Here is a 26,997-nt window from a genome sequence, read left to right as displayed (position 1 = left end):
TTTCATGCGAGCGATTGTTTATTTGTTGCTAACGAGTGCGTTGACCTTTTCCATCGCACCGGCAACTTGGTCACAAGACGTTGAAAAGACGGTCTCCGAAAACTCTGGCGAGTCATCGCAACGCCCCAACGTTTTGATCATCTACGGTGACGATCAAGGTTCGATTGACATGGGTTGCTTCGGCGTCAAAGACTTGCTGACGCCCAACATGGACCGCTTGGCATCACAAGGATTAAAACTCACCCAAATGTATTCCGCCGCACCGGTCTGTTCGGCCAGCCGCGTCGGGCTGTTGACGGGACGTTATCCCGCACGTGCCGGGCAACCGGGCAACGGGGACTTGAAGACGGAAGAAATCACGATCGCCGAAACGTTCCGTCGGTCCGGATACGCGACCGGACATGTCGGCAAATGGCACCTCGGACGCACCGACACCATCAATCCGGCCGGCCAGGGATTCGATCGCTGGTTTGGTCACCTGGAAGGCTGCATCGATAACTTTTCGCACTTCTTTTATTGGTCGGGACCGAATCGCCATGATCTGTGGGACAACGGGACGGAGGTGCATCGGCCGGGCGAGTACTTTCCACAACTGATGGTCGATCGTTGCAAACAGTTCATCGGTGGCCAAACCGGTGATGGCCCCAACGCAAAACCCTGGCTGCTGTACTGGGCTTTCAACGCGCCGCACTATCCCTACCAGGGCACGCCGGAGTGGTTAGAACACTACCGTGATTTGCCGACACCGCGGCGTGAATACTGCGCGTTCGTTTCGACGATGGACCAGTACATCGGCATGGTGCTGGACTATCTGGACGAGCGGGGTTTGGCCGACAACACGATCGTGATTTACCAACCCGACCACGGACACAGCACCGAAACGCGGGCGTTTGGCGGCGGCGGCAATGCCGGCCCGTACCGCGGCGCAAAGTTTTCACTGTTCGAAGGCGGCATCCGCGTGCCCAGTGTGGTCCGCTTTCCGGGTCGGTTGCCCGCCGGTGAATCGCGCGACCAGTTCATGACCTCCTGTGACTGGTTCCCCACCCTCGCGCAGTGGTGTGGCGTCGAATTGCCGGAGGCGAAACTGGACGGCGTGTCGATGGCGGACGTCTTGGTCAACGACGCGGCGGCGCCACGCGAACAGTTCTATTGGCAGATGGGCGGCGGCCGCTCGCCACAGTGGGCCGTGCGCCGTGGCAATTGGAAACTGATCGGAAATCCGCGTGACACGACCCTGCCGCAAACCAAACAAATCCGCGGTGGCCAATTGAACGAGAAGTTGTTCCTGGCGGATCTGAGTCGCGATCCCGGCGAGCAACAGAATTTGGCCGGCGAGCGGAGCGATCTGGTGATCGAGTTGATGAAGCTGCGTGAAGAGATGGTTTCTGGTTTCTAGCGATCCCGCTATTTTTGCCGACGCTACGTGGGCGTCGAATTGGCTTCGGGAGGGGAGGGAGGCCCGTCTTGCGTCCGTGTTGACGAAAACCTTCCACCGGTCGCCGGGTTGGCAACCAGGCGTGAACAGTGCAGGATGATCTCGCTGCCCCACCCCTTTCTGCTTTAACGATCATTGCCCCATGCCCCTCTGTCGCATCCCAGGTCCTGACGGACGCCCCGAGTACGCGTTTTATCACAGCGGCAAGGTTTGCCCGTTGCGTTTGGTGATGGACACCGCGCCATCAGAAGCGGAATTGTTCGGTTTGCGGGCGAGTGGTCTGCCCGATCCAGACACCGTCGCCGCAGAACACTGGTCGCCAGCGCCCGAGGTGCTGTTGCCCCCGGTTCCGACGCCTGAAAAAGTGATTTGCATCGGGCTGAATTATCGCGATCACGCGATCGAAACGAATTCACCGATCCCGTCCGAGCCGGTCGTGTTCAGCAAATTCAGCACGGCGGTCATTGGGCACGGCCAAGCGATCCAGTTGCCGTCGATCTCCCAGAAGGTCGACTATGAGGCCGAATTGGTTGTGGTGATCGGACGTGAGGGACGCGACATTCCCGTGGCGGATGCCATGCAGCATGTCTATGGCTACACCTGTGGGCACGACGTCTCGGCACGCGATTGGCAAAAGGGTCGCCCGGGCGGCCAGTGGTTGCTGGGCAAGACGTTCGACACCTTCGCCCCGCTGGGCCCCTGTGTGGTGACGACCGAAGAGCTGCCCGACCCGTCAAACGTGCGGGTGCAAATGGAGTTGAACGGCGAAGTCGTCCAGGACAGCACGACGGCACAGTTGATTTTTGATATTCCCACGACGATCGCGCACCTGTCCAAATTCGTCACGCTGAAACCCGGCGACGTGATCTTCACCGGCACTCCACCCGGCGTCGGCGATGCCAAGGACCCACCGGTGTACCTGCGACCGGGCGACCGATGCAGCGTGATCGTGGACGGCATCGGAACGCTGACGAACACGTGCCAGTAGCGCTGGCGAAATCAACCCCCGTCCCGAATGGCACGGGCTTAAGCCAATACGTTGAGCCGTAGGCGCTAGCCTCGGGCCTTACCGCCGTGTTAAAGACGCATCAAGGCCCGCGGCTAGCGCCGTCGGCTCACTAAGCCCCTGCCATTCACCCCCGTCCCCATTTTTGTATCCTGCTATGGCCGCTGAACACCGCAAGCTCCGTTTTGGTTCGATGGAAGAGGCGATGGCGGAGGCCGAGCGACTGGCCGCTTCAACCACGCGAACCACGGGCCAGTTTTCGCTCGGGCAAATCCTGGAACACTTGGCCCGCACCTTGGAGGTCGCGTTGCACCAGCGCGCGATGCCGCCGGCGGCGCTGCCGATGCGACTGCTGTCGCGTCTGATCCGTCCGATGGTGCTGCGAAAGGCCAGTACCGGGTTCAAGCTGCCATCCAAGGCACAAAACGTGCTCTGGCCCAGCGAGGCCGTTTCGACCGAAGACGGACTTGAGCATCTTCGCCAAGCGTACCGGAAATTCATGTCGGCCGATCAAATCCCCAAACATGTGTTCTTTGGAAACATGACGCGGCAACAGCACGAGGCGCTGCAGTGCCGACACTTCGAGGGCCATCTGGGGTTTGTTCACCCGGTGTCCTGAGCGCGTCGCATTTATCCGGACGAAGCCGCATCGGTGAATTGCATGGCGAACAGGTCGGCATCCTTCATCGCGAAGCGGAGTCGCACGGGGCGTCCGGCCAGGGGCGAGACATCGGGGCCGGAATTCCAGGTCACGATTCGATCGATCTCGTTGCCGATCTGCTCGCGTGATTCGGCAAGCGTGAAGCCCGGGATCGGTTGACCGCTCGCGTCTTGGATCTCCACGCGAATATCGCCCGCGGCCGAGGTCGCGAAATTGATTGCCAGGCGTGATCCGGCGAACGTCAATGGTTTGGTGATCAATTCGCCGCCGTGGTAATCGGCTTGTGCGGACGCGAAACCATCCAGCCGCATCGAATAGCGTCGCAGATGTGCCGTCGGCTGGGCATAGTCTTGATTCAAATACACCGACATCTCCGTCGGCCCGGTCTGGACCACGTTCAATGCCGGATAGTTGGTCCGCGACACCCAATTGCGGGCGCCGATTCCCGGACGCACAAAACTGCTCAGGAACGTACGGTTGTAGTAATCACGTCCCGGTCGTGCGGTCATCAGGATCGCATCGGACGTGTCCTTGAAATAACGTGGGTTCACGTCAATCGCCCGAGCTTGATCGTCGGTCAAGACCTGTCGTCGCGGCATAAAGCGGGCCGCTATCGACACGTACAGATGCGGGGCGCGGAAATACGGGTGTGTTTGGTTTGTGTACAAGTGCTCGATCGGCGCCTGGTCACCCCGATGGCGATAGCCCATCACCACGGGCGGCGACCAATGAACAAAGTCGTCGCTGACGCTGCGTGCGATGCGACGGATCTTGTCCTGGAACACACGAAAGAAACAAACGTACTGTTGCTCGGCCGCCGACCAAAACGCCAGATTCTGGGAATCGAAGAAGTGCGGAAACGGAACCTGATCGCTGGGAATCACGGGCGCGTCCTGTAATCTGCGCCACCGTGTGCCGTCGGCCGAGACCCAGGCGACCAAGCCGCTCTTGACCGTCCCGCCGAGGGCCTTGTAGCGTTCCTCTTGTCGAACGCCGGGCCGAGTGTCCAACATCGGGCTGAAGTTGTGCGTGACCGGCGCCGCGTCGGACAAGACCACGTTGTTCTGCCGCGTCCCCTTGACTTCGAACAGCCCCAAGTCGGGTTTGGTCCAAGTGACACCATCGGTGGATTCGGCATAGCAAGTTGTCTCGCTGCGGTTCCCATCCTGACCGGCGACACCGAGCCCACGGTAGTACAATCGCAATCGGTCGCCGTCGCGAATCACGGTGGCATAACCGCAAAAACCGCCTTCCCAGGGTTCGTCGAACGACAGCACCTGACCTTCATCGCGGGGGCGATGCAGAACCAAATTGACATCGTTAAGCGACTGGATCAATTCGTCGTCGACGAACAACTCGCGACGCGAACCGATCGGGACGACTTCGGGCGATCCGTCGGCGGCAAACGAGCGGTTTTTAGTCGATCCGACCGCGACGGCGAGGGTGCCGGCGGCGGCCGATTGCAGCCAGCGGCGTCGAGAGAGCGAATTCAGGTTCATCGATGTTCCTTGACGTGATTCGAGTGGATACACAGTCTACACTTAGCGGCCAGCGCAAAGTGCTTCGGCTGAGATCGCCCCGATCGTCGTGCGGTGTTGCTGCAAAGCGGCAACAGGGAGTCGCCTAAAGGCCAATACCGCTAAGTTAGGCGTTGTTTCCTGCGGGGAGGGCCCGTAGGCTCGCGCCAAACGGCTGATCACCGTCCGACATCAGCCGGTTCGCGCCAGCGTCCGGGCTTCTCCCTCGGCCTTAACTTAGCGGTATTGGCCGAAAGGCTAGACACCAGCGCGTCCTTTCCATTCCACATCAACGCAAGGATAACGTGATGCCCTCCACCGAAATGCTTCGGACTCCGATCTGTGACCTGCTGGGTTGTCGCTATCCGATCTTGCAGGCGGGCATGGGAGGCGTCGCGCGTGCGGAGCTGGTCGCGGCGGTGTCGGCCGCGGGCGGCTTTGGATGTCTGGGCATGGTCCGCGAATCGCCGCAGCGGATTCGTCAACAGATCGACGAGGTGCGATCGCGGACCGACAAACCGTTCGGGGTCAATTTGATTCCTGCGGCGACGGATCCGGAACTGTTTCGACTGGAACTGGACGCTTGCTTGCAAGCCGGTGTGCACACGATGGTTTACTTTTGGGACGTCGTCCCCGATGCGATCCAGCGAGCCAAGCAGGCCGGGTGCCGGGTCGTGTATCAGGTCGGCGATACCGAGCAGGCGATCAAGGCGGAGGCTGCCGGAGCGGACGCGATCATTGCCCAAGGCGTCGAAGGAGGTGGGCACATTCATGGGTCAGTGACGTCGTTGGTGTTGCTGCCCCAGGTCGTCGATGCGGTCTCGATTCCCGTGATCGGTTCGGGCGGCTTCGGTTCCGGTCGCTCGCTGGTCGCCGCGCTGGCCTTGGGCGCCCAGGGGATTCATTGCGGCACCGTGTTGTTGGCCACACAGGAATCGTTCGCCCATGACGTTCACAAACAACGGATCGTCAGCGCCGATGCGACCGACACGCTGCACACCGATGCGTTCGCGATCAATTGGCCGCCGCACAGCCCGGTGCGCGTGATCAAGAACGAAAGCACGGTAGAGTACGAGCACGACCCGTTCGGGCACTGCGCCGAAGACATGCCGCGAGAACAAATCGCCGAAGAGGAAGGGCGTCCGGTCTATCGGATGAGCACCGATTCGCCCTTGAAATCGATGACGGGCGAGTTAGAAAAGCTGGCGATGTTCGGCGGCCAAGTGGCCGGGCAGGTGACCGCGATCGAGTCCGCGGCAACGGTGATCGGGCGAATCGTCAGCGACGCCGAAACGGTTCTGGGCCGATTCGCGGATCGGGGCGAGCTGGGAGAGAGTTGAGGGTAAGAAGATTTTGGGATGCTCTTAGCGGCTTCATTCGCGATGTTCCAATTGATTCAGTTCCCGTAGCAGCGCCAGGGAGGCCTCGTTTTCTTCGGTCACGACGACATCGGCACCGCTTCGAACCAGCTTGGCGACGCTGGCTTGGTAGCGGCAGCGGACGAGCAGTTTGCCGCGTCGATTGAGTTTGCGGATCGCGCGGACCACGCCGATCGCAACCTGATCGTTGGGGACGCACACGACGACGACGGACGCGTGGGCGACTTCGGCCCGCTGAAGGATTTGGGGATCAATGGCATCACCGGCAACGGTGCGAAATCCGAGTTGAGAAAATGGATGCAGATTGACGGGGCTGAGGTCGACCAGACAAACATCTTTGCCCATCGTTTCCAGTTGCGATGCGATTCGCGAGCCGATCGGGCCGGCACCAATGATGGTCGCCAGTCGCGTGAGCAGCGTGTCCGCGACTTCAGCCGGCTCCGATTCGACTTGACTGGCTTCATCGCGGACCAAACGTAAACCGAATTGCAGGAGCGAAGGCGTCAGAACCAGTGATCCCACGGCGATCGCGACGACACGCTGGTAATCGAGTTCACTTAACACACCCGATTCGACTCCCAACAACACCAAGACGAACGCGAATTCACCGACATGGGCCAGACCGATCCCCATCCCCAAGGCACGTTGCAACGTCATTCCGGTCAGCATCAGCGCCGCCATCGCGGCCAACGTCTTTAGCACAATGACCATGCCCAGGGCGGCCAACATGGTCAAGGGTTCTCGCCAGATCAACGCCGGGTCAAAAATCAATCCGAGTCCGACGAAAAAGACAGCGGCAAAGGTTTCGCGAAACGGCAGCACCAGCGCGTCGATCTGCTTGGTCCAGCGGTTGCCGTTGAAGATCAACCCCGCCGCGAACGCGCCTACCGCCGCCGGCAGACCGAGCCGATACGCCGCCAGCGTCACGCCGCCGAGCGAAACGACCGTGAATAAGATGACCAGTTCGGGACTTCGGTAACCCGCCAACAACGGGATCATCCAATGGGACAGCACGTAACGCAGCCCGATCACCGCCAACACGAACAACAGCGATACCGTCGCCAGCAACACGTACTGGTCGACCCCCGGCGCGTCCCCCTCGCCGGTCAACAGCGGAACCATCAATAGCAGCGGAATCAAAGCGGCGTCCTGAAACAGCAGGATGCCGATGGCGCTGCGACCGTGCGGCCGTTGCGATTGCCCCCATTCGGTGAGCGCTTTGAAGACCAGCACCGTCGAACTGAAGGCGACGGCCGACGCGATCAACACCGCCGGTCGCCAGCCCATCCCCAAGGTGACCAAGACCGCCGTGACGGGAACGGCGACCAGCGACATCTGGGTCGCGCCGCCGATAAACAACTTGGCCCCCAATCGCTTCAGGTCATCGAGTGAAAACTCCAGCCCGATCGAAAACAACAGCAGAAATACACCGGCCTCGGTGAAGTGTTCCAGCTGATGAGATTCGTCGAGCACCCAGCCGAGAACGCCTTGGCCGAGCAGCGCGCCGACCACCAGATAGCCGAGCAACACCGAGACCTGCAACCGGCGACAGACCAAACCGGCTAGCAAACCTGCGGTCAGGATGAACAGCAGGTCGTGAATAAGCGTTTGCGTCATCGCCTTTGGCAGAATTGGATGGCCCGCCTGGTGCAGAACAAGGGCTATTGCCCATTGTACTCTGCCAACCAAGCCGTCAATTGGCGGCGAGGATCACGGGATTGCGCAACGAGTGCAGAGGCGAAACGCGACGAATCCAAATGATCTGGCCGATTGGGTCGGAGGTGGTCGGTGGATGGGTGTACGACGTCCTTTCTAGGTCGTCGCGCTGAGCCCCACGGGCGACGGCCCGGAAGGGCCATCGTACGTGCAAGAAAAGCATCGCCCTAAGCTGGACGGTCCCTCCAGGCGATCCACCAGCGGTTCCTGATCGCTTTTTCGCGAAATGCAAGTTGATCCGACAGCCTACTTTTGCGTCAATTCCAACACCGCGTTGAAATCTTGTGACGGTTGGTTCAGTTCCGCCCGGACCCTCCGCCGCAAGTCGCGACTGGGAGCGTCTTGCGGGTAGTCCGCGACCAGGGATTCGATGCGTGTCGCGGAGTCGGTCAGCCGACGTTGCTCGAAATCATCGAGTGCTTGCTCGTACTCTCGTTTGAGTCGTTGCCATTGATCGTCGGCTCGCAGCGTGATCTCGTAGACATCGATGCAGTGTTCGATTCCGACGACCGATAACTTGGCCAAGCGGCGGGACTGATCGATGCATCCGGCCGCCCGCACCGTGGATTCACCCGCCAAGCAGGCGACACCGAGCTGCTTGGTCGCCGACTGCAAGCGTGAACTCAGATTGACGGTGTTGCCCAGCGGGCCGTATTGAAACTTTTGTCGCGATCCGACATTGCCGACCAGCGCCAGTCCCGTATTGATCCCGATGCCGGCGCCGAATTTTTGTGGCAGAACGTTGCCCCATCGGCTCCGCAGTTCCTCGATCGCTGCCAACATCCGTTTGGCGCACGCGATCGCTCGCAGGGCGTGATCTTGTTGGTCGCCGGGGGCGCCCCACATCGCGAACACTTCATCCCCCATGTAGTTGACCAGCACGCCATCGGAATCGATCACGCACTGGCTGAGCTCGGTCATCACGTCATTGATCCACTCGATCGCTTTTCGCGGTCCCAGTTTCTCCGTCACGCTGCTGAACTTTCGAATGTCACAAAACAGCGCCGTCACATCAATTTCCTTCGCTTCCATCAGTTGCGGGTCGGAAATGAGTTGGTCGGCGACTTTGGGCGAAAAGAACTCGGCCAGCGAATTGCGGATCCGTTCTTGGTTTCTGCGAGCCAGGCCGCCGGCCAGCGCGCCGGCCAGGATCTCGATCAGTGTCGCCTCCATATCGCTGATGCCACTGGAGAACGAACCGGTTGCACAAATGGTTCGATCGCCGTAGATGACGCCGATCACTTGATGGTCTGCATTCAGGATCGGCGAGGCGACGGCGCACTGGACGCTTTGCAGCGAGGGCGCGAAGCGGTCGTCGTCGCCGGCTGGATTCGCCCGGTCAGTCCATCCCGTCTTGGGTTGATGGATGACCGTCAAACAGGTCTCGCTGACACGTCTCAACAACGTCGTGCTGATCGGTCCACGATGCCCTCCCAGCAAATTGTCCCCCCGCGTGTGCTGTGCCACCTGGAACCAACCGCCGTCTAATTCCGACTCGACCGGCAGCTGGTCCAGTTCCGCCGTCTCGCCGCGCAACAAGACCACGGTCCGATCCAGGTCCACCATCTCCGCTGCGGCACTGGCACATTTCTGAAAAAACGCGTTGCTGCCGACCGATTCCTGAACGACCTGCAACGCCAACTGCAACATCTTGTTGACCTCCTGCCCCTCGGACTGGGCAAACTGCCCGATCGCGACGGTGTGTTCGACGTAAGGTTGTGCCCCGGGGACCATCGGCACGCTCTCCAGGCTGCGATAGCTGGCCGACCCCAACCCCGACGCATCAACGGCCTCGATCTGCAACGTCAATCGGCTACCGAGCTCGACCACCGCTTCCTCCTCGAAGCGACGTGATTGTCCCGGCATGATGTCCTCCGCGTCGACGATCACGACCGGGCAGTGATCGTGCAAGTTCGTCAGCTGGAACGAAAACGATTCGTCCAGCGACACCCGCATCCACTGCCGCGACATTTCCTTTTGCCGCGAATCCGCCACCACGAGCCGCGTTTCCTTGGCCGTGCGATGCAGTGCAACCGGCGGCGGATCACCTTTCCGCGGATCCCGTCGGCCGATCACCACCGGCTCGTCAACGAACACCTCGCTGATCCGCAATCCGGCATGGTAGGTGGCGAGACGAAGCTGGGACATGGAAAGAACGAGCAAACAAGCTCGGGTAGAAGAGACTGGTCAAAAAATGGGATGGTCAAGAAATAAGAGACGAGAAAGTGGGGGCCAGCAAGTTTGCTCGTGATGAGACGCAAGCGACGGGACTCTCCCCCCGTTGCAAACGATCGGTCCAGCCGAGTGGATACCGTGGATCTGTTTTCCCATTTTTTGACCATCCCATATTTTGCCCGTCTCTCCACGACCCTACCGGCGACGGATTTGCACCAGCGAACCGCTGTCGCGTTGGAATTTATCATCGACGACCCAGGCGTTGCGCAGCAAGACGTACAGCGAGCCGTCGGCGGAAAACCGCAGGTCCACCGGGCGTCGCAATCCGCTGGCAAACGTCTCGGGCTTTCCACCGGCATCGGCGTCGATGGTGTGGACCCAGCCGTGCACAAAGTCGGCAAAGAAGTAGCGACCGGCAAACGTTTTGCCCACCGCATCGGGGGCAAAGTCGCCTCCGGAAATCGAAGCTTCGGGGTAGCGGTGGATCGGCCCGGTATAACCTTGCTTGTCGATCGGGCCGTGATCGTATTTCGGCCACCCGTAATTGGTTCCCGCGACGCCCGGATTGATCTCTTCGAATTTCCCGCCGACGTCGTTGATCAACATTCGCCCGGTCCGGCGGTCGATGGCAAAGGTGAACGGGTTGCGACAACCGAGTGCCCAGATCGATCGATACTTGCCTTGGGTGGTGTTGACGAAGGGGTTGTCCGGCGGGATCGAACCGTCGTCCATCAAGCACAGGATTTTGCCTTGCAACGCGTGCATGTCCTGGGCGGGTTGCTTCGCCGTCTGCTCGCCGATGGCGATGTACAGTTTGCCATCGGGGCCGAAGTGCAGCGCGCCGCCTTGATGACCGGCCGGAACGTTGCCCCCGAATTTGCTCTGGTCGTCGCCGGCGATCAGGATCTGTTCGCTGGCGGGGTCGGCGACATCACCGTGCACACGAAACCGGCTGACGCGGTGATGCGTGTACGGTTGGTCGACGACGTAGCAGACGTACAACCAGTTCGAAGCCGGAAAGTCGGGGTGGACGGTCACGCCGATCAGTCCGCGTTCCCAGTGGTGTTCGACGTCCAAGGTCAGCATCGGCTGTGTCAGAAGCTTGCCGTCCTTGACGACCCGCACACGACCGTCTTGTTCGCAGACGAGCACGCGTCCGTCGTCGAGTACTTCCATCGCGGTCGCGCCGGAGAGACCGGTGACGAGTGTTTGGATCTGGAAACCGGCGGGGATCTGGATGGGGCCGACGGTCGCCGAACCGAATTTGTTGCCGACTCCGGTGCGAAGTGTTTCCAGGTAGGCGATCAGATCGGTGAATTGCTGTTCGGATAGGTGCTTGGCGAGATCGTCCGGCATCGTGCTGGTCGCACTCGGTTTAATCGATTCGATGTCGCTGCGGGCGATCGTCCATTGTTTCCCGGCCGAATCATCCAGCGTCACGTGCCGCGCGTCTTCACCGGTGATCACACCGGAGCGGACTTCGCCGGCGGTGGTCAACACGACGCTGGTTTCGTAGCCTTGGACGATCTGACGCGAAGGTTCGAGCAGTGATTCGATCAAGTGAATCCGATCGAACTTGCCGCCGATCTTGGACAGATCCGGGCCGACTCGGCCTCCCGAGGTGCCGACGCGATGGCAGGTTCTGCAGCGGGTGGTCCGCTGGTCGTCGAACAATGCTTTGCCGCGGGCGACATCACCGGCGTGCGTCATCGCATAGCCGGCAAGTTCCGCCCCCGATGGCGGGTCCGCTGGCGAATCCGTCGACCCGAACGCGAAGACCAGGCAAAAGAGGGGAAGCGTGAGACGTTGCATCGTTGATCCCGTGGACGGTCGATTCGGCGCAGCAGTGTCGCGACACCCTTGCACTGAATATACGAAATCCGATCGCGTGACGCTCGCCCTTCGTGCTTGGGCTATTCGCCTGTCGTAGCTGAGGGTGCCGCGGAAAAGGGGTCAGGTACGAATGGCCCGAAGGGTGCTTCGCATTTTTGGTACCTGCCCCCTTTTCCGCTCTGACGTAGCGACGCTCGCCAGAGCGTGGATTATGTCAAGGACCACCTTCTGGCGAAGGTAGCTACGATTGACCGACGATCATCCAACCGCCCAATGCGTCGTCGTCCTAGCGGTGGCTCTGGGCTCGGGTCGTCGATGCGGCCACCGCGGCGGGGACCCACGGCGTGCCAGCGCGGTAGACGCGTTGGTGATACATCGCCAGCGATCGTAGCGCGTGGCCTTTGGGACCGATGCTCCAATCGTGATCCAGATCCGCCCCCATGGAACGGAGCAGGAACGCGACCGCAGCGACCAGACGTCGGTCTTGTAACTGGTCATCGGGCGTGACGGTCAGCAACCATTCGACGATGTGACCGGTCGTTTGAATCTTTCGATCGACGTTTCCGTTGTCCGCACGGCCTTCCAACCAATTCGTGCTCATCGATCCGTCGCGGTTTTGCAGCGAGTAGGCGTAATCGATGAAGTCCTCGGTGAAGATCTCCGCACGCTTCCACTGCCCCGTGATCGGCTTGCCTTCGGCGCGACGTTTGCGAAGGGCGTGGGAGTATCCCATCAGTCGGTGGGTCCCGCCGCAAGCGCTGCCGACGATCGGTTGTTTAAGTTCCTCTTCGATCAGCCGCTCGAAGTCCCAGCGGGTGCCGTCGGCGGCAACCCATCGGCTGTCGGTGTCCAGATAGTGTGACAGCCCGATCAGGGTGAACGTCAGTTCTTCGCCCGCCTTGCAGGCCCGTTTCTCCGACTCGATCAATGCCGCGACGTCGTATTTAACTTTGCCGGCATACAGCGGATAGTCGGTGGGAACGTTGCACATGCCCAACACCGCCAGAAACTGTCCCTGGTGGCCTTGCAACCCGACTCCGCTCTTGGCCTGGATTCCGTTGGCATCATGGGTCAACAGGCGTTGCCCGCGACAATTATTGTTGCCAGCGATCCAGGCGATCGTGCTGTAGTGTTGACGTCCGACGGCCAACCGCGTGTCGGCACCGAACACCATCATCGAGTGCATCATGCCCCAATTGCTGCGTCCGTTGGCGATCTCGGGCCGTTCATAGAAATACGTCAGGATGCGTTCGATCCCGCGACGCATGTTGGCCACCGTTCGCGTCGGGGTGATTTCCGCCGCCGGGCGACCGGTGTAGTCCAGCGTCGGTGCGTCCTCGGACGCCGACAGGTCCCCGATCGAGACGGACTCGGAAGCGGTGTCTTGATCAGCGGTTCCTCGAGCTAGTTTGTCGGCGTTGTGTCGTTTCGCCGAGTCCGACTTTTCGCTCGACGAAGCACTCTCGACGATCTTGGACATCGGCTTGCGTTTGGGTAGCGGATCGCCCCCTCGGCTCGCACGTTCGGGTTCACGCGGATCCGACGGTTCGGTTTCCACGAGATCGGTCTGGCGGGTCGATGGCGGTGGCAGCAACGGCGTTTCATCGTCGTCCACATCACGCGTGTCCGCCACGGCCGATCGGGCCTCGTCCAACGACATCGATTGTCGCTGCGACGGTTTCGTCACCGCATCTTGAACGGGCCGCTGTGATTGCAATGTCGACGCATCGTCCGCGATCACTTCGTTTGCCACCGCATCGTTTGTCGCCGCAACGTTCTCCGGTGCAACGGTCGCCGGTTCGTTCATCACACCGGTTTCGGTCGATCGGGCGTTTGACTGGTCGGCGATCGGGTCTCGCAGCGGCGAGATCCGATTGATCGCGTCCCGCGCCACCCAGCCTCCCTCTGCCACGCCCGCGCTTGATACGCCCGAACTTGATATGGCGGGGCTGGATGCGTCCGGTGTCGGGTCGGCCACGCGAGTGGGTGAAGTTGCGGTGGAGTCGCCGGCACGATGCCCCGCGGCCCGATCCTGCCAAGGGCTGCCCGAGGGTAGCGCGGGCAGATTGCCGCTGTCCGGATTGCCGCTGTCCGGATTGCCGCTGTCCAGTTCGACCTCGCCGGGCGTTGGAACGGATGTTGTCGCCGGTTTCACCGCCGGCAATTTCGGCAATGCGCCGCGAAACCGATCCAAGGGGCTTGAAACGGTGGTTGCGGGCGTCGGTTTCAGTAAAGGCTGGTCCGGCGACCTCGCGGCGGATTTTGCAGGCAGCTCCGCCGAGGTCTTCACGGGCGGTGGCGATGCCTTCGTCGGCTCTTTGTCCGCGGTCGATTTGCCGGACGAGATGTCGGTCGCGGGCCGCTGTGTCCAAGCGGTGTCCGCCGAACGGACCTGGGGCGCAGGATTCGGAGCCGCATTCAACGGCGCGGTCAGCTGAATCGCCCCATCGGCCGCCGCAACTCCGGTCAAACCGAGGACCAATCCGGCGGCGAGTCCGGCGACGGTAGCGCGCAGTTGCCGCCGTTTGACGTGGGTGGGGGTGGGGTTCAGCTGAGGTCTCGTCAGGCGGGTCGGCACAAGCAGGCTCCATCGATAGCAGAGGGTTAGTGTCTGCTATCGGAAGCTATACGCTCGAAATTCACCTAGAAACGACACGCCCCATGACGAAGAAAAGCTCCGAGCTGTGGGTAAACTTTGCCGGCGGGCCAACTGCCATTATGGAAAAAATCGCGATTCCGACTCAAGCGACTGTCCGGGCTAGTAGCGTCGCAGAACCGCATCGGGATGTTGTTGCTCAAACCGCTGTTGCCCCTTGGCAGTGACGTGATTCGCATCCACATAGACATGTTTCAACTTGTTCAGGTCGTCCAGTTCGGTCAAGCCATCGTCGCTGACGGACGTTCCGTACAACCACAACCATTCGAGTTGTTCGAGTTTGCCGATCGAGGCCATGGCGATGTCATCCACATTCGATTTGGCCAACCCCAACTGTCGGATCTTCGGACTCGCATCGGCGAGCGCCGCCATCGCCCCCTCGGCGATTGTCGAGTTGCTCAAATGGAGTCGTTCGAGGGGCAGCGTACCAAGGTGCTTCAGATCGTCGGCCCGGACGGTGTTTCCTTCCAGACGGATTTCGACCAGTTCCTCCATCCCGTGAAGGTGCCGGAAGACGGCGGAATCGAGCCGCGGGTTGTCGCGCAAGGCCAAGTAGCTTAGTGAAGTCAGTTTGATGATTCCGTCGAAGGCTGCGTTGGTGATCTGAGGGCAATTGCCGAAGGTCAGCGACGTCAATTGTTGCTTGTCGCAAAACCCTCGGACCAGCGATCCGACTCCGTCATCGGTCAGGGTGGCCTTCTGGATCCAGAGCTTGGACAGTTTGGGGATCGCAAGCAGTGTGTCTTTGCAGCCGTCGGTGAGTCGGTTGGAGGTGACGGTCAGCAGTTCAAGGTGGGGGTGTTCCTTCAGCGCGGCAAGGCCCTGGTCGGTGACCGCGTCGGAATCGATGACCAGCCCCTTGATCGGCAACGTGGCGATCATGCGGACCTGTTGATCATTGCTGCCGATGCGGTTCATGTAGACGGTGTGGATGTCTTTCTCCCGGGCCAGCGTTTTGAGCGTGGCGTCGGTCAGAGCGATCCGCAAATGGACATTCTTTTTGCCGCCCGCGGTGGTGATGCTGTAGGGTTCGGCGGCGGCGAAGCCCTGGGAATCGATTCGCAGGGTGCGCAGCTTGGGGAGCAGCTTTTTCAATCGATCGGCGCCCTCTTGGGTCACATTGGTTCGGCGCAGGTTGACGTATCGCAGCTCGGATAGTTTCTTCAGGTGCAACAACCCGTCGTCGCTGATCGGTGCCTCGGTCACCGTCAGGTACTTCAACGACGTGACGTCGCCGAGTCGTTGGAGCACTTCGTCGGTGATCGGGGTTTGATAGGTCGATAGTGTTTGCAAGTCCAACCGACAGAGTTGTTCCCAGCCGGCGAGTGTCAATTCGGGCGACTGCATCAGAGACAGGTTGGTGGCGGGTTTGATTCGTCCCAGATACCTGCACTGGAGATCCGTCACCCCGGTTGCCGTCAAATGCAAATGGGTCAGCTGCGACAATTGATTGATGATCTGGATCGTTTCTTCGGTGACCTGTTGCGTCGAAAAACTGAAACTCGTCAGGTTTTGAAGTTCACCGATGGCCTGCAATCGTTCACGATCGATCGAGGCGAACCAGGAGAGCGAGGTGAGGCCGGGGATCGACTTGAGTTTTCGGATGCCATCGGCGGTGAAGGAGTCGTCACCGAGGTGCAGTCCGGACAGCGAAGGGAGGTGTCGAAGCTGTCCCAATCCGGCGTCCGTGACGGCGGTGCGACTGAATGACAAATCGGAAAGTCGGTTGCAATCGAACAGGTGTTTCAATCCGGCGTCGGTGATGCCATTGCCCGACAAACGGACCCGGCGAAGTTGCGGCAAAAATTTGAGCCAGAACAGGTCCTGGTCCCTGGCGATTTGGATGGTGTAAACCGTTCCGCGGGTGGACCGATGGACGTCCACGCCGGCAGCGATCAACGCTTCGATGGCATGCTCTTCCTTGGACATCTTCAAACGGCGCGATTCGGATGCGGCCAAATCCGCGACCGGATTGGAGGCGTCTTCGGCCAGCCGATCGAGAGCCGCCAGGGCCGCTTCGGTGCACTCGCTGTCACGGGTGATTTCGACGAGTGCCCGCACGCATCGTTCGGCGACGTTTCGATCCGCGCTGCCGGCGGTGTTCTCCAGGCGTGCGATCGCATCGCTGCCAGATTCGATCAGAAAACGATAGGCCGCTTGCCGCCGCGCGAACCTTGCGTGAGAAAGTTCCGCGATCGCCGCATCAAACGTCATCGCATCGGTGATCGGCGCCGCGGTTGAATGGGCCGGCGAATCAGACTCGGCGGCAGGTGCCTGGGGTCCGGACTGCGCCCAGGAAACCGAGCCCACCCATCCACTCGTCGACAACGCGACCAGTGCAGCGATCGAGCGAAGCCAATGATTCATTGAACCAACCCCAGAAAAGATGTCTGCCGGTGCGAAGCCGCGTGTGCGATCAAACGAACTGATTCAATATAGACAATCGCGGCGGCGGCGGGCCACGACGGGCACCGTGGCCCGGTGCGTCCGACGCGGTCCCTGTAATATTTCCCGTTTTCCAATGCCGATCTATGGCGCCCTAAATCCCCTGCAGGGCAGCGATTTCACCATCGCTGAAACCCGTGTTGCAGCGGGTCATCCGAGCGCCACACTAGACGTTGGTCTCGAAGCACGCTTGGTTCGCATGGAAATCATCACCATGGCTGACACACAACGCCCCTTTCGACACACGAAAATCGTCGCGACGATTGGTCCGGCAACCGAGACACTCGAAAAGTTGGAATCGTTGATCCGTGCCGGAGTCGACATCATCCGGCTGAACATGGCCCACGGCAGCGTCCAGTGGGTCGGAGAGATCATCGCGCGGGTTCGACAAGCCTCGCAAAACGTCGGTCGTCACGTCGCGATCATGATGGACGTCAAAGGACCTGAGGTGCGGACCGGCCCGGTCGATGCCCCGATCGAATTGAAGGTCGGTGACCGCTTGGAATTGCACACGCAACCGTTTGATGCCGTCGACGACGGTGTGCACCGCGTTTCGGTGAACTATCCCGACTTGCCGGCTGACGTCGCCGTCGGCGCGACGGTGCTGATCGACAGCGGACTGTTGCGAACCAAGGTTCTGGAAACGACCGATCACTTGGTCGTCTTGGAAGTGCTCACCCCTGGGACACTCGGCTCGCGTCGTCACATCAACCTGCCGGGCACGCGAATCAATCTACCCGCGCTGACGAAAAAAGACGAAGCCGATTTGTGTGCCGGTGTCGCCGCCGGCCTGGACTTCGTCGCGCTCTCCTTCGTACGCCAAGCCGCCGACATCGTGACGCTTCGAGAGTTTCTCGATGAACTTTCCAGTTGTGCCAAGATCATCGCCAAAATCGAAGATCAGGCGGGTGTCGAAAACATGGAGGAGATCATCCATGAATCCGACGGCGTGATGGTCGCTCGCGGTGATCTGGGGATCGAGATCGAATACCACAAACTGCCGCTCGTGCAAACCGAATTGGTCAACGCCTGTCAGGTCCAGGGCAAACCGGTGATCATCGCGACCCATCTGTTGGAATCGATGATCCAGTCTCCGATCCCCACCCGCGCCGAAATCTCGGATGTTTCCAACGCCATCCGTGAACAAGCCGACGCGATCATGTTGTCCGGGGAAACGACGATGGGGGCCTATCCGCTGGAATCGGTCGAGGTGCTCAAGAACATCGTTCAAAGCATCGAACCCTCGGTCGATGGACAAATCAATCGGCGGATTCGGTTGCACACGCCCAAGGCAAAGATGCTCCGATCCTCGGTCGTGTTGGCCAAAGAACTCGGCCGGGCCGGCGTGGTCGTGTTCACCCGTAGCGGATTCCTGGCCTATGTCCTCGGCGCGATGCGGGCGCAAGAAGTACCGATCTACGCCTTCACCGACATCCCGTCGACCTTTCATCAATTGATGTTGCCATGGGGCGTCGAGCCGTTTTTGATGGACTTTAGCGATGACCCCGAACGCACCATTCAAAACGCACTGGGGCGGTTGAAAGAGCGTGGCTGGTGCAGCCCCGGCGAGTGGCTGGTGGTGATCACCAACGCGTTGGCCGACGACAAGATCATCGACACGCTGCAGTTGCGGCAGGTCAACGGCGATTCGTGAGCCTCGATCGTGCACCATCGCACGTTCGATGCGCCAGATCGGCTCATTTCTGGTCGGGTCGTAGGGACTCTGTCGGACCGCGGTAGATCAACCAGTACGCGGCCGGGATCACGACCAAGGTGAACACGGTGGACGTCAGGATGCCAAAGATGATGGCCCAAGCCAATCCGGAAAACACCGGGTCCAGGGTGATCACCCAATTGGCCAGCAGGGTGGTGCCGGCGGTCAACAGGATCGGCCGGGTGCGGACGGCCACGCTGCGGACGATCGATTCCTCCAAGTCAAACCCTTCGGCCTGTGCCAGGTGAATGAAGTCGATCAGGACGACCGAGTTGCGGACCACGATCCCGGCCAAGGCGATCATGCCGATCATCGCCGTTGCCGTGACGAAGACCGGATTGGGGTGGCCGCCGATGGGTTGATTCATGATCAGATTCAGCCCCCAAAAACCTGGCATGATGCCGATCATGGACAACGGAATCGCCGACATGATCAACAACGGCAAGGTTCGCGAACCGGTTTGAAACATCAACACGACAAAGATCCCGACCAGCGCCGCACCGAAGGCCAACCCCAGATCGCGAAACACGTCCAGCGTGATGTCCCACTCGCCTTCGCCGGCCCATTGGACCTGGTAGCCATCGGGCACCGACCAAGGGACGCCGCCGCCGAGCGACAACCACGATCGACTCTCCAGCGGGCGCGGCGTCACCGCGGCATGCTCCGCGGCGGACATTCCGGTCCCCGCGGGCTGTCGATCCCACTGGACGTCCATGATCGCGTCGGCCGGCGGACGCCCGGCGACCTCGGCGTAGACGTACACGACCCGCCGCAGGTTCTTGTGATAGATCGATTGGTCTTCCAACGTTTCGCGGAACCGGCCCAGGGAACCGAGTTGGACGATTTGCCCTTGCTCTCCCTGAACATAAATCTCTTCCAAATCATCCAGCGCCGAACGACTCTCGGGGGGAAGCTTCAGCTCGATCCACAACGGTTCCACTTCATCGGGCAGATGCAAGACCGTCGCCCGGTTCCCGCTCAGCACCGTCGCGACCGTGTCGGCGATCGTTTGCGTGGAAATGCCCGACAGAGCCGCCTTGGGTTTATCGGTTTCGAACACGAATCGGATTTGGTCGTCTTCGGCGCTGACGTCCAGGTCGACCACACCGGGCTCGTGCGTCAGTCGCGCCATGACGTTGCGGGCGACGTGGATCTGTCGCGCGTACGTTCCGTCGGGCGGCCCGTACACTTCGGCCGTGATCGTGGACAACACCGGCGGGCCGGGAGGCACCTCGACCAGTTTGATGTTCGCGCCCATCGACCGGGCCAATTCGGTGACTTCATCACGGATGCGAAGCAGGATCTCGTGTGATTGCTGAGCCCGCTGCTCCTTGGCCAGCAGGTTCACGCGGATGTCGGCGACGTTGGGGCCTTGTCGCAGAAAGTAGTGTCGCACCAGACCGTTGAAATCCATCGGAGATGCCGTCCCGACGAACAATTCGTAATCGCTGACCTCGGCCAATCCGCCGATGAACCGCCCGATCCGTCGCGATACCACGTCGGTCCGTTCCAATGTGGTTCCCTCGGGCATGTCGATGACGATTTGGAATTCGTTTTTGTTGTCATAAGGCAACATCTTGACGGGCACCCAGCGAAACACGGGCGGGATCATCGCCATCGCAAACAGCAATGCGATGCCCAGCAAGACACCCCAGGCGTACAGGGGTCGGGACAGGATCGGCGCCAACACGATTCGGGACAACCGGTACAGCGGGCGGGTCGTCAGGTCATAGGCCTGGTCGGGATTCCCCGAGTCATCGATCTGTTTAAGCGACACCATCGCCAACCAGGGCGTGATCAGGAATGCGACGACGGTTGAAACGGTAACGGTCAGCGGAACGTTCAGCGCCATCGGCGCCATGTACGGGCCCATCATGCCGGTGATGAATGCCAACGGCAAAAAGCTGACGATGATGGCCAGTGTCGACAGGATCAACGCCGGGCGGACTTCCTGCACCGCACGCAGCACCGATTTGCGGGGCGGAAACAGCTTCATCGTGAAGTACCGTGCGATGTTTTCGACATCGGTGATCGGATCGTCGACTAACAGCCCCAGCGCCAGGATCAACGCGAACATGGTGACACGATTGATCGAATAGCCGACCATCAGATTGATAAACAGGGTCAAGCTGTAACAGACCGGGATCGCCAACGCGATCACCAGTGCCGGCCGCCAGCCCATCGTCAATCCGATCAACCCGACGACGGTCAGCACGGCGACGACCAACCCTTCGATCAGTTCGTTGACTTTCTCGTTGGCCGTTTCACCGTAGTCGCGGGTGATGCGAAAGTTCACTCCGCTGGGCAGATGCGTCCTCTCAAGATCCTTGAGTCTTGTTTCGACGGCATCAGCCACCCGAACCGCGTTGGAACCCTTGCGTTTGGCCACGGAGAGGTGGACGGCGGGGTACAGGTCGGTACGGTCTGCGTACCTGTCATCGGCCGCACCGAATCCGATCCAACTGTAATTGTCCGCTTCGGCCGGTCCGTCGATGACCGATGCGACATTCTTCAGGTACACCGGCCGACCGCCGGCGACGTTGACGACGATGTTCTGCAATTGATCGACGTCGCGGATGAAGGTTCCGGTTTCGACATTGAACTGAGTGTTCTGCTGCTCGAAGCTTCCGTTTCGCGCCGTCACGTTGCTGACCTGCAACGCCCGTGCGACTTGCAAGGGGGACGTGCGATGGGCGGCCAATCGCTGGGCGTCCAGGTTGACATGGACTCGACGGGGCCGTCCGCCGACGACTTCGACGCGGTTCGCATCGGGGATCGCCTGCAGTTGATGCTGAACCTCTTCGGCGATCCGGCGAAGCTCGTGGTCCCCGTAACGCTCGGGTTGGTCCGACCAAAGGGTTGCGATCACGATCGGCACGTCATCGACTTCGATCGGTTTGACGACCCAGGACTGAACGCCCGGTGGAATCTTATCGACCGACGAGTTGATCTTGTTATAGATTTTGACCAGTGAGTCCTCGCGGTCTTCGCCGACGTAGAATCGCACCGTGACCACACACTCGCCGGGCCGGGACACCGAATAGACGAATTCGACGCCGTCGATCTGGTGCAGCAGCTTTTCCAAGCGATCGGTGACCTGACGCTCCACCTCTTCGGCCGACAGCCCGGGCGCCGAGGCAAACACGTCGGCCATGGGCACGACGATTTGTGGTTCTTCTTCGCGCGGGGTCAAAAACAGTGCGGCGGTGCCCAGCAACAGGGAGACCAGGACCAACAGAATCGCGACGTCGCCGCGCAAGAAGAGTTCGACGATCCGCGTCATCAACGGCGTGTCGGCGGTGTGGTCAACCGCCTGGTTGTCATCGTCAGAGGGTGTCATCGGCTGGGCTCTCCTTCACTGGGCTCTCCTTCACTGGGCTCTCCTTCACTGGGCTCTCCTTCACTGGGCTCTCCTTGGCTGAGCCATCGACGTGCAACACCACTCGCTCGCCCGCTTCGACACCGCTGAGCACTTCCTGGCGGCCCGGCATGCCGAGCTGTCCGATCTTGACCAACCGCCGCTCGATGTTTCCGTCGGCGAGCACGACGTCGACAAAATCCAATTGCCCGACCTCGATCAACGCGTCGGTGTTCAAACACAGGTGCCGCCGCCGGCCGGCGGGAATCCGCAGTCGCCCGAACATCCCCTCGTAGAGTTCGTCGGATTTGGGCAGGCTGGCTTTGACCAAGAAGGACCGGCTGGGCGCGTCGGCTTGGGGGACGATTTCGTCGATCGTGGCGTCGAATTCACGATCCAGTGCGTCGACATAGACTGCCAAGTGATCACCGACACCGAGTTTGACGGCCAGATGTTCCATCACGGGGGCTTCCAGCCGCAACGAGGTCGCATCGTACAGCGTGAGGATCGGTTCGCCGGGTCGGGCGATGTCGCCGGGTTCGGCCGAGCGGTCGACGATCCGGCCGTCCTTGGCGGCATTGATCACGGTGTACGAAAGCATCGCCTCGGCCTCTTGGACCGCCTTGGTCGCCTGCAATTCGTTCGCACTGGCGACCTGCAAGTCACGCTTTGCCAAATCGAATTCGGATCGCGACAGCGCGTTCTGTTGCTGCAGCGTTTCCGCCCGCGCGAATGCTTTTTCGGCTTGCTCGCGGTTGGCGGTGGTGGCCTCGAGTGCCCGTTTGGCCTGGTCGAGCCGGGCTTCGTATTCTTTGCTGTCCAAACGGACCAGCTCTTGGCCCCGCTGGACCTGGTCGCCGGCGGTGACACGGATCTCGGTGATCGTCGCCAGCAGTTTCGCCGCGACGACGGTCCGGCTGGATGCCTTGAGCGTCCCGATCGCCTCTTCGATGTAAGGCTTTTCGATCTCGTGAACGATGTCGGTCGGCTGGTCGGTGTGCTTGGGAACCCCGCGGCCGGTCCAACCCGGTTGGACTTTGTCTTCGAACATGCCGGATAACCAGGCGATGGTCGCGACCAACAACAACAGCCCGCCGGCGACCATTCCGATTCGGCCAAAACTTGCCAGCCACCGACGAATCACATTGATCTGCATGACAAGGGCTCCTTTGATTGATCATCCTCGGTCGGAACAGGCGTGTGGCGGTGGCGTTCGGTTTCGAACTGGTACTGGCGGACAAACCGTTTGTCGATCCAGGTCTTCAACCACCAGCACCAACGGGCGTGAACGGTCAGTGGGCCGTATTGCAGGATCGCTTTCCCGTCACCGGTGTTCAGTAGCTTTAGAAAATCGCGTTGGGGTTCGAATTGCTGCAACGCTTCCCCGCGGAGAAACGCGTTGACGTTGTGCCACAAGATCGGACACTGCCGGACGGCATACACACCCGCCTTGGGTGAGGGCGCATCGACCACCGTGCCCGAATCGCCGACGGCAAATATTCGCTCGTCCGAAAGCGACTGCAGGGTTTTCGATGTGGCAATGAATCCGTGCGCGTCCGTTTGCAGGCCCAGGCGATCGAGCACCGGTGGGGCGGCCGCGCCGGTCGCCCAGATCACGCAGTCCGAGCCGAACCATTGGCCGTCGTCGGTCCGTAGAGCCGAATCGGTGACCTCCTCGACACGATGGCCGGGATGGACCGCAATCGAGCGTCGCCGCAGCAGACGCTCGATCATCCGCACGCTGCGTTCGGGCATCCCATCGGCCACGTGGTCGCTGCTGGTGAAGATTTCACTTTCGATCGGCCGCTTGCGATCGCTGGTTTGCCACCGCTGTTGCAAGCACAACGCAATTTCAACGCTCGCGACCCCGCCACCGACGACCGCCACCCGCAGCGGGCCGGTCGTCGCCGCCGCCGCGTCCTGCAATCGTGTCTCCAGCCGCTGCAGAAACGTCTGCATCGGTTTGATCGGGACCAACAGCTTTGAAGCCGAATGTTGCTGCCACCCGGCCGGCATCGATCCGACGCCGATCGAAAGCACGTCAAAGTGGATCGGGGCACGATCGCGGAAGTGCAATTCTCCTGCGGCAAGGTCGATCCCGTCGGTATCGGCAAGGATCAGTTCGGCGTTGGCTTGGTCGGCAAGCGCGGCCAGATCAATTCGCAGACAATCGTCGTGGAATTGACGCCCCAGCGTGCCGGGTAGCATCCCCGAGTAGGTCGCCGCCGGGAACGTGCTGACGCAGATCAATCGGCAACCGGGGATCGGGTCCTTGGCCCACTGTTTGACCAGGTGGGCATTGGTGTGGCCGACGCCCAGCAGAACGATGTGCTTCTGCTCGGCATTGGCCGGCGGCTGGTTCACTTTGTGACCTGTTCGTACTTCGAGGGAATTTTGTAACGATCGCTATAGGTGTGGACGCGATTGGTCGGCTTGCCATCCAGGGTCACCAAGGGCAACTCGGCATCGACCCATTTCAAGATGCTGCCCTTGTAGTTCTTGACTTTGACACCCTTGGCGGCGAGTTGCTTGGCATAAGCACCGCTGCGTCCGCCGACGGTGCAGTAGGGGATCACGGTACGGCCCTGGTACTGCTGGCGATCGGCTTCGAACTGCTTTTTGGTGATCGCACCGGGGATGATCGAGACGTTGACCTCGGCGTCCGAGCGGACGTCGACGACCACGAAATCCGGCGTCGGAGCTTCTTGGCCCGCTGCTTTTGCGTCGGCCGCGGCTCGCTGCTGTTTGTCCAGCAACGACTGCAGCTGGTCGGTGCTGATCGTTTCGATCTCCGGTCCGCCGAACAACCCGCCAAACTGGGCCGGAGCGGGTTGTGGCATCAGTGCCAGTGTCATAGCCGACAGAGCCAGAATTCCAAGCCAACCGTTGCGATTCATTTTTTTGTCCTCGGTTTCATGTGTTGCGGGGGCAGAGGGAGGCGGACGGTCTGGGATTCTCACGAACCAATACTCAATATATCGTGAGCTCGCGAGGTGTCAATTGCGTTTTCTCGTGTCCGTCCGCCAGAAAAATGCGGCATGCCGCGTGACGTCCTGCTGCGTTCGCGGGACGCGTCCGACTGACATGTTAACACCGGTCGTGCGGTTCGAGACCTCTGAGATAGCAGGCGTTGACGCTCTTCACTCTCTCTGGCAGGACTGTTTTTCTTTAAGGTGGTGCGTTCGGGGGGAGGGGCTCGGGAAATTGAAAAAGCCCACCGATGGCAGCGCGAACCCACGGATCCCCGACCGCACAACATCCGTCGGTTCGCTCTGCCATCCGTGGGGACTGACCGCCTTGTGATTCAGGCGGCCGGGGAAAGTCGTGAAAACCCTGTGCGCTGCACGCCTCGGAAACCGCACGACCTGGGCATGCATCGATATCGATCTCTGGGCCGGAGCAACCTTGTCGCCGGATTGTCGAATCTGATATAGGCGAATCGAAATTCCCCGCCGCAGCATCGATCCTGTGAAATCAGACCTTCCCGATCCAATCGAATCCACCCCCGTCGAAGTTCGGGTTGTCCGCGAACTCGGAAAAGGGCGTGCGGCGACGGCTCGGCTAGTCGACGCGACGTTTGCCGACGGCTCGACGCGGCGCGTGGTTGAAAAGGTGTTCTGCCCGGGCCTGTTGACGCGGACGATCTACCGACTGTGTTTTTTCGCCCCGTTTGCCTATCAATTCAATCGCGATGCGATCCTGGCGTGCTTCTTTCGCCGCCGAGTGGCGGCGGAGGTTCTGCGCCGGCATCAAGTGGACGCGGATGTTGCGATGCCACTGGTTGCGATGCCACTGGTTGCGATGCCACTGTATGTCCGCTTTGACGCCGCGGCGCCCGGGTGGGTGCTGGCGGCCGAGCACGTTGATGGTCGCGGTCTTCGGCCGGCCGCCCCGGGCGAGTCCGTCGGTGAGATCGATCAGTTGGTCGACGTGATGCGGCAAACCAGCGAAGCCTTGATCCGCAGTGGCCTGACAGGCAGCGGTTGGCAGGTCGATCCCCGGGCGATGGTTTCGACGGCCAATCTGTTGCGGCGTGGCGATCGGTACACGATCGTCGATCTTGAATCCGGCATCCCCGCGGTCTTGGTCCCCAAATATTGGCTGCTGGCCGCCAGCGCGCGAACGTTTCCTCCCTTTGATGATCTGGATGAAACTCGCTTGCGTTCGCAGACGTTCGATGCGGTGGCAGACGTGGAGGCGTTGATCCATCACACCTCGCGTTGGAAAGCGGCCGAACCCGCCCCGCTGCGACTGGCCAGCTGGAAGCGGCTGACCGGCAAGCTTCGACGTCGTGTCGGACGCTCGTTGCGTGCGGCGTGGCATCTGCTGTCCCGGCCGCGTTATCAAACCTACGTGGGGTTACGATACATTCGGCACGCGATCCGGCGTTGGGAACGCGAACAGCGGATCGGATCGGACGACGCGGCCGAACTGAGTCGTCAGGTCGATGCGCAGGAAGTGGCAACGTATGCGCGGGGGATGGCGTTGCATTTGGCGGTCAAGGCGTGTTCACCGTGGGTGGTGCCGGCGAAATATGGTGGCCTGCTCGCCGCGATCGCCACCGGCAATGTTTGGTTTTTGTTGCCGTGGTTGGTTTTGCCGTTGGCCCGCACGCTGGTGACGCTGTTGAGTTGGTTCTCGTCCGGTCGCAGCGTTCGGCACCTGGAAGCGTTGCTTTGGGGACTTCTACCGACGATCGGGTCGCTGGCGTTTCCGATCCAATTACTGGTCCGGCGCCCGCTATTGGCGCACTTCCTGATCCGCGACTTCGCTTCGCGGTTGGGCCGTCGATTGCCGATTTATGGCGGCAAAGATTCGCGGACGGAAATGATGCTGATCGGCTGGTGCGACCGCATCCTGATGGCGACGGGGTTGGTCTCGCGGACCGATTCATCGCCCGAAGACTCATTGCCCGAAGAGGAAACGGGGAGCAACGCGCCGAACGTCGCATCGCCCTCTGGGCAGGCCGCCGTGGCGGCGGTCACGAAACAAGCGGCTTGACGGCCTGCAAAGCGGTCGGCGTTTACATGGTCGAACGTCGCTACCTTCGCCAGAAAGTGGATCCCGGCCGCGTCGCACGCTCTGGCGAGCGCCGCAACGTC

16 protein-coding genes are annotated in these 26,997 nt (G+C 60.8%); 6 read left to right on the top strand and 10 right to left on the bottom strand.

Features of this window, described 5'->3' with window-relative positions:
- Nucleotides 1–4: 4 nt before the first annotated feature.
- The 3 genes from Mal15_RS23025 to Mal15_RS23015 all read left to right on the top strand — a co-directional run bounded on the left by Mal15_RS23025 (nt 5) and on the right by Mal15_RS23015 (nt 3,060).
- A complete protein-coding gene (locus Mal15_RS23025; protein ID WP_147869911.1) occupies nt 5–1,396 on the top strand; it encodes a sulfatase family protein in 1,392 nt (463 codons plus the stop codon).
- A gap of 181 nt (nt 1,397–1,577) precedes the next feature.
- Complete coding sequence (locus Mal15_RS23020; RefSeq protein ID WP_147869910.1) at nt 1,578–2,423, top strand: fumarylacetoacetate hydrolase family protein; 846 nt, start codon at nt 1,578–1,580, stop codon at nt 2,421–2,423.
- A 175-nt stretch (nt 2,424–2,598) separates the two neighbouring features.
- Nucleotides 2,599–3,060: a DUF1569 domain-containing protein gene (locus Mal15_RS23015; protein WP_147869909.1), complete on the top strand. Its 462-nt coding sequence runs from the start codon at nt 2,599–2,601 to the stop codon at nt 3,058–3,060.
- Nucleotides 3,061–3,071: 11 nt separating this feature from the next.
- Here Mal15_RS23015 and Mal15_RS23010 read toward each other — a convergent pair whose 3' ends face one another.
- On the bottom strand, nt 3,072–4,601 hold the full coding sequence (locus Mal15_RS23010) for a glycoside hydrolase family protein (protein WP_233902974.1): 1,530 nt from the start codon (nt 4,599–4,601) through the stop codon (nt 3,072–3,074).
- 326 nt (nt 4,602–4,927) lie between these two features.
- Between Mal15_RS23010 and Mal15_RS23005 the strand changes: the two genes are divergently transcribed.
- Nucleotides 4,928–5,959: an NAD(P)H-dependent flavin oxidoreductase gene (locus Mal15_RS23005; RefSeq protein ID WP_147869908.1), complete on the top strand. Its 1,032-nt coding sequence runs from the start codon at nt 4,928–4,930 to the stop codon at nt 5,957–5,959.
- Nucleotides 5,960–5,992: 33 nt separating this feature from the next.
- Here Mal15_RS23005 and Mal15_RS23000 read toward each other — a convergent pair whose 3' ends face one another.
- The 5 genes from Mal15_RS23000 to Mal15_RS22980 form a co-directional block, all read right to left on the bottom strand.
- Nucleotides 5,993–7,615 carry a cation:proton antiporter domain-containing protein gene (locus Mal15_RS23000; RefSeq protein WP_147869907.1) on the bottom strand — a complete coding sequence of 541 codons (1,623 nt, stop codon included), beginning with the start codon at nt 7,613–7,615 and terminating at the stop codon, nt 5,993–5,995.
- A gap of 345 nt (nt 7,616–7,960) precedes the next feature.
- On the bottom strand, nt 7,961–9,862 hold the full coding sequence (locus Mal15_RS22995; RefSeq protein ID WP_147869906.1) for an adenylate/guanylate cyclase domain-containing protein: 1,902 nt from the start codon (nt 9,860–9,862) through the stop codon (nt 7,961–7,963).
- Between the two features lie 222 nt (nt 9,863–10,084).
- On the bottom strand, nt 10,085–11,701 hold the full coding sequence (locus Mal15_RS22990) for a PQQ-dependent sugar dehydrogenase (protein ID WP_147869905.1): 1,617 nt from the start codon (nt 11,699–11,701) through the stop codon (nt 10,085–10,087).
- 307 nt (nt 11,702–12,008) lie between these two features.
- Nucleotides 12,009–14,300, bottom strand: coding sequence for a hypothetical protein (locus Mal15_RS22985; RefSeq protein ID WP_147869904.1), 2,292 nt, complete (start codon nt 14,298–14,300; stop codon nt 12,009–12,011).
- A 180-nt stretch (nt 14,301–14,480) separates the two neighbouring features.
- Nucleotides 14,481–16,745, bottom strand: a complete 2,265-nt coding sequence (locus Mal15_RS22980; protein WP_147869903.1) for a leucine-rich repeat domain-containing protein — start codon at nt 16,743–16,745, stop codon at nt 14,481–14,483.
- A 292-nt stretch (nt 16,746–17,037) separates the two neighbouring features.
- Between Mal15_RS22980 and pyk the strand changes: the two genes are divergently transcribed.
- Entirely contained in the window at nt 17,038–18,477 is a 1,440-nt protein-coding gene (pyk, locus tag Mal15_RS22975; protein ID WP_147869902.1) for a pyruvate kinase, read from the top strand.
- Between the two features lie 43 nt (nt 18,478–18,520).
- Here pyk and Mal15_RS22970 read toward each other — a convergent pair whose 3' ends face one another.
- The 4 genes from Mal15_RS22970 to Mal15_RS22955 are packed head-to-tail and all read right to left on the bottom strand — an operon-like array spanning nt 18,521 to nt 24,792.
- Nucleotides 18,521–21,877, bottom strand: a complete 3,357-nt coding sequence (locus Mal15_RS22970) for an efflux RND transporter permease subunit (RefSeq protein ID WP_147869901.1) — start codon at nt 21,875–21,877, stop codon at nt 18,521–18,523.
- Nucleotides 21,864–23,051 (bottom strand): efflux RND transporter periplasmic adaptor subunit, encoded by a 1,188-nt coding sequence (locus Mal15_RS22965; RefSeq protein ID WP_147869900.1) that lies wholly within the window; start codon nt 23,049–23,051, stop codon nt 21,864–21,866. Before Mal15_RS22965 ends, Mal15_RS22970 begins: the two co-directional genes overlap by 14 nt.
- Nucleotides 23,036–24,259 (bottom strand): FAD-dependent oxidoreductase, encoded by a 1,224-nt coding sequence (locus Mal15_RS22960; protein ID WP_167546999.1) that lies wholly within the window; start codon nt 24,257–24,259, stop codon nt 23,036–23,038. Before Mal15_RS22960 ends, Mal15_RS22965 begins: the two co-directional genes overlap by 16 nt.
- Nucleotides 24,256–24,792: a rhodanese-like domain-containing protein gene (locus tag Mal15_RS22955; RefSeq protein WP_147869899.1), complete on the bottom strand. Its 537-nt coding sequence runs from the start codon at nt 24,790–24,792 to the stop codon at nt 24,256–24,258. Before Mal15_RS22955 ends, Mal15_RS22960 begins: the two co-directional genes overlap by 4 nt.
- Nucleotides 24,793–25,363: 571 nt before the next feature.
- Here Mal15_RS22955 and Mal15_RS22950 point away from each other — a divergent pair.
- Nucleotides 25,364–26,896 carry a hypothetical protein gene (locus Mal15_RS22950; RefSeq protein WP_147869898.1) on the top strand — a complete coding sequence of 511 codons (1,533 nt, stop codon included), beginning with the start codon at nt 25,364–25,366 and terminating at the stop codon, nt 26,894–26,896.
- Nucleotides 26,897–26,997: the final 101 nt, after the last annotated feature.

Source organism: Stieleria maiorica (assembly GCF_008035925.1).
In the GTDB taxonomy this organism is placed as follows: Bacteria; Planctomycetota; Planctomycetia; order Pirellulales; family Pirellulaceae; genus Stieleria; species Stieleria maiorica.
The sequence above is the reverse complement of the archived record's forward strand: the minus strand, read 5'-3'. Positions and strand labels throughout refer to the sequence as shown.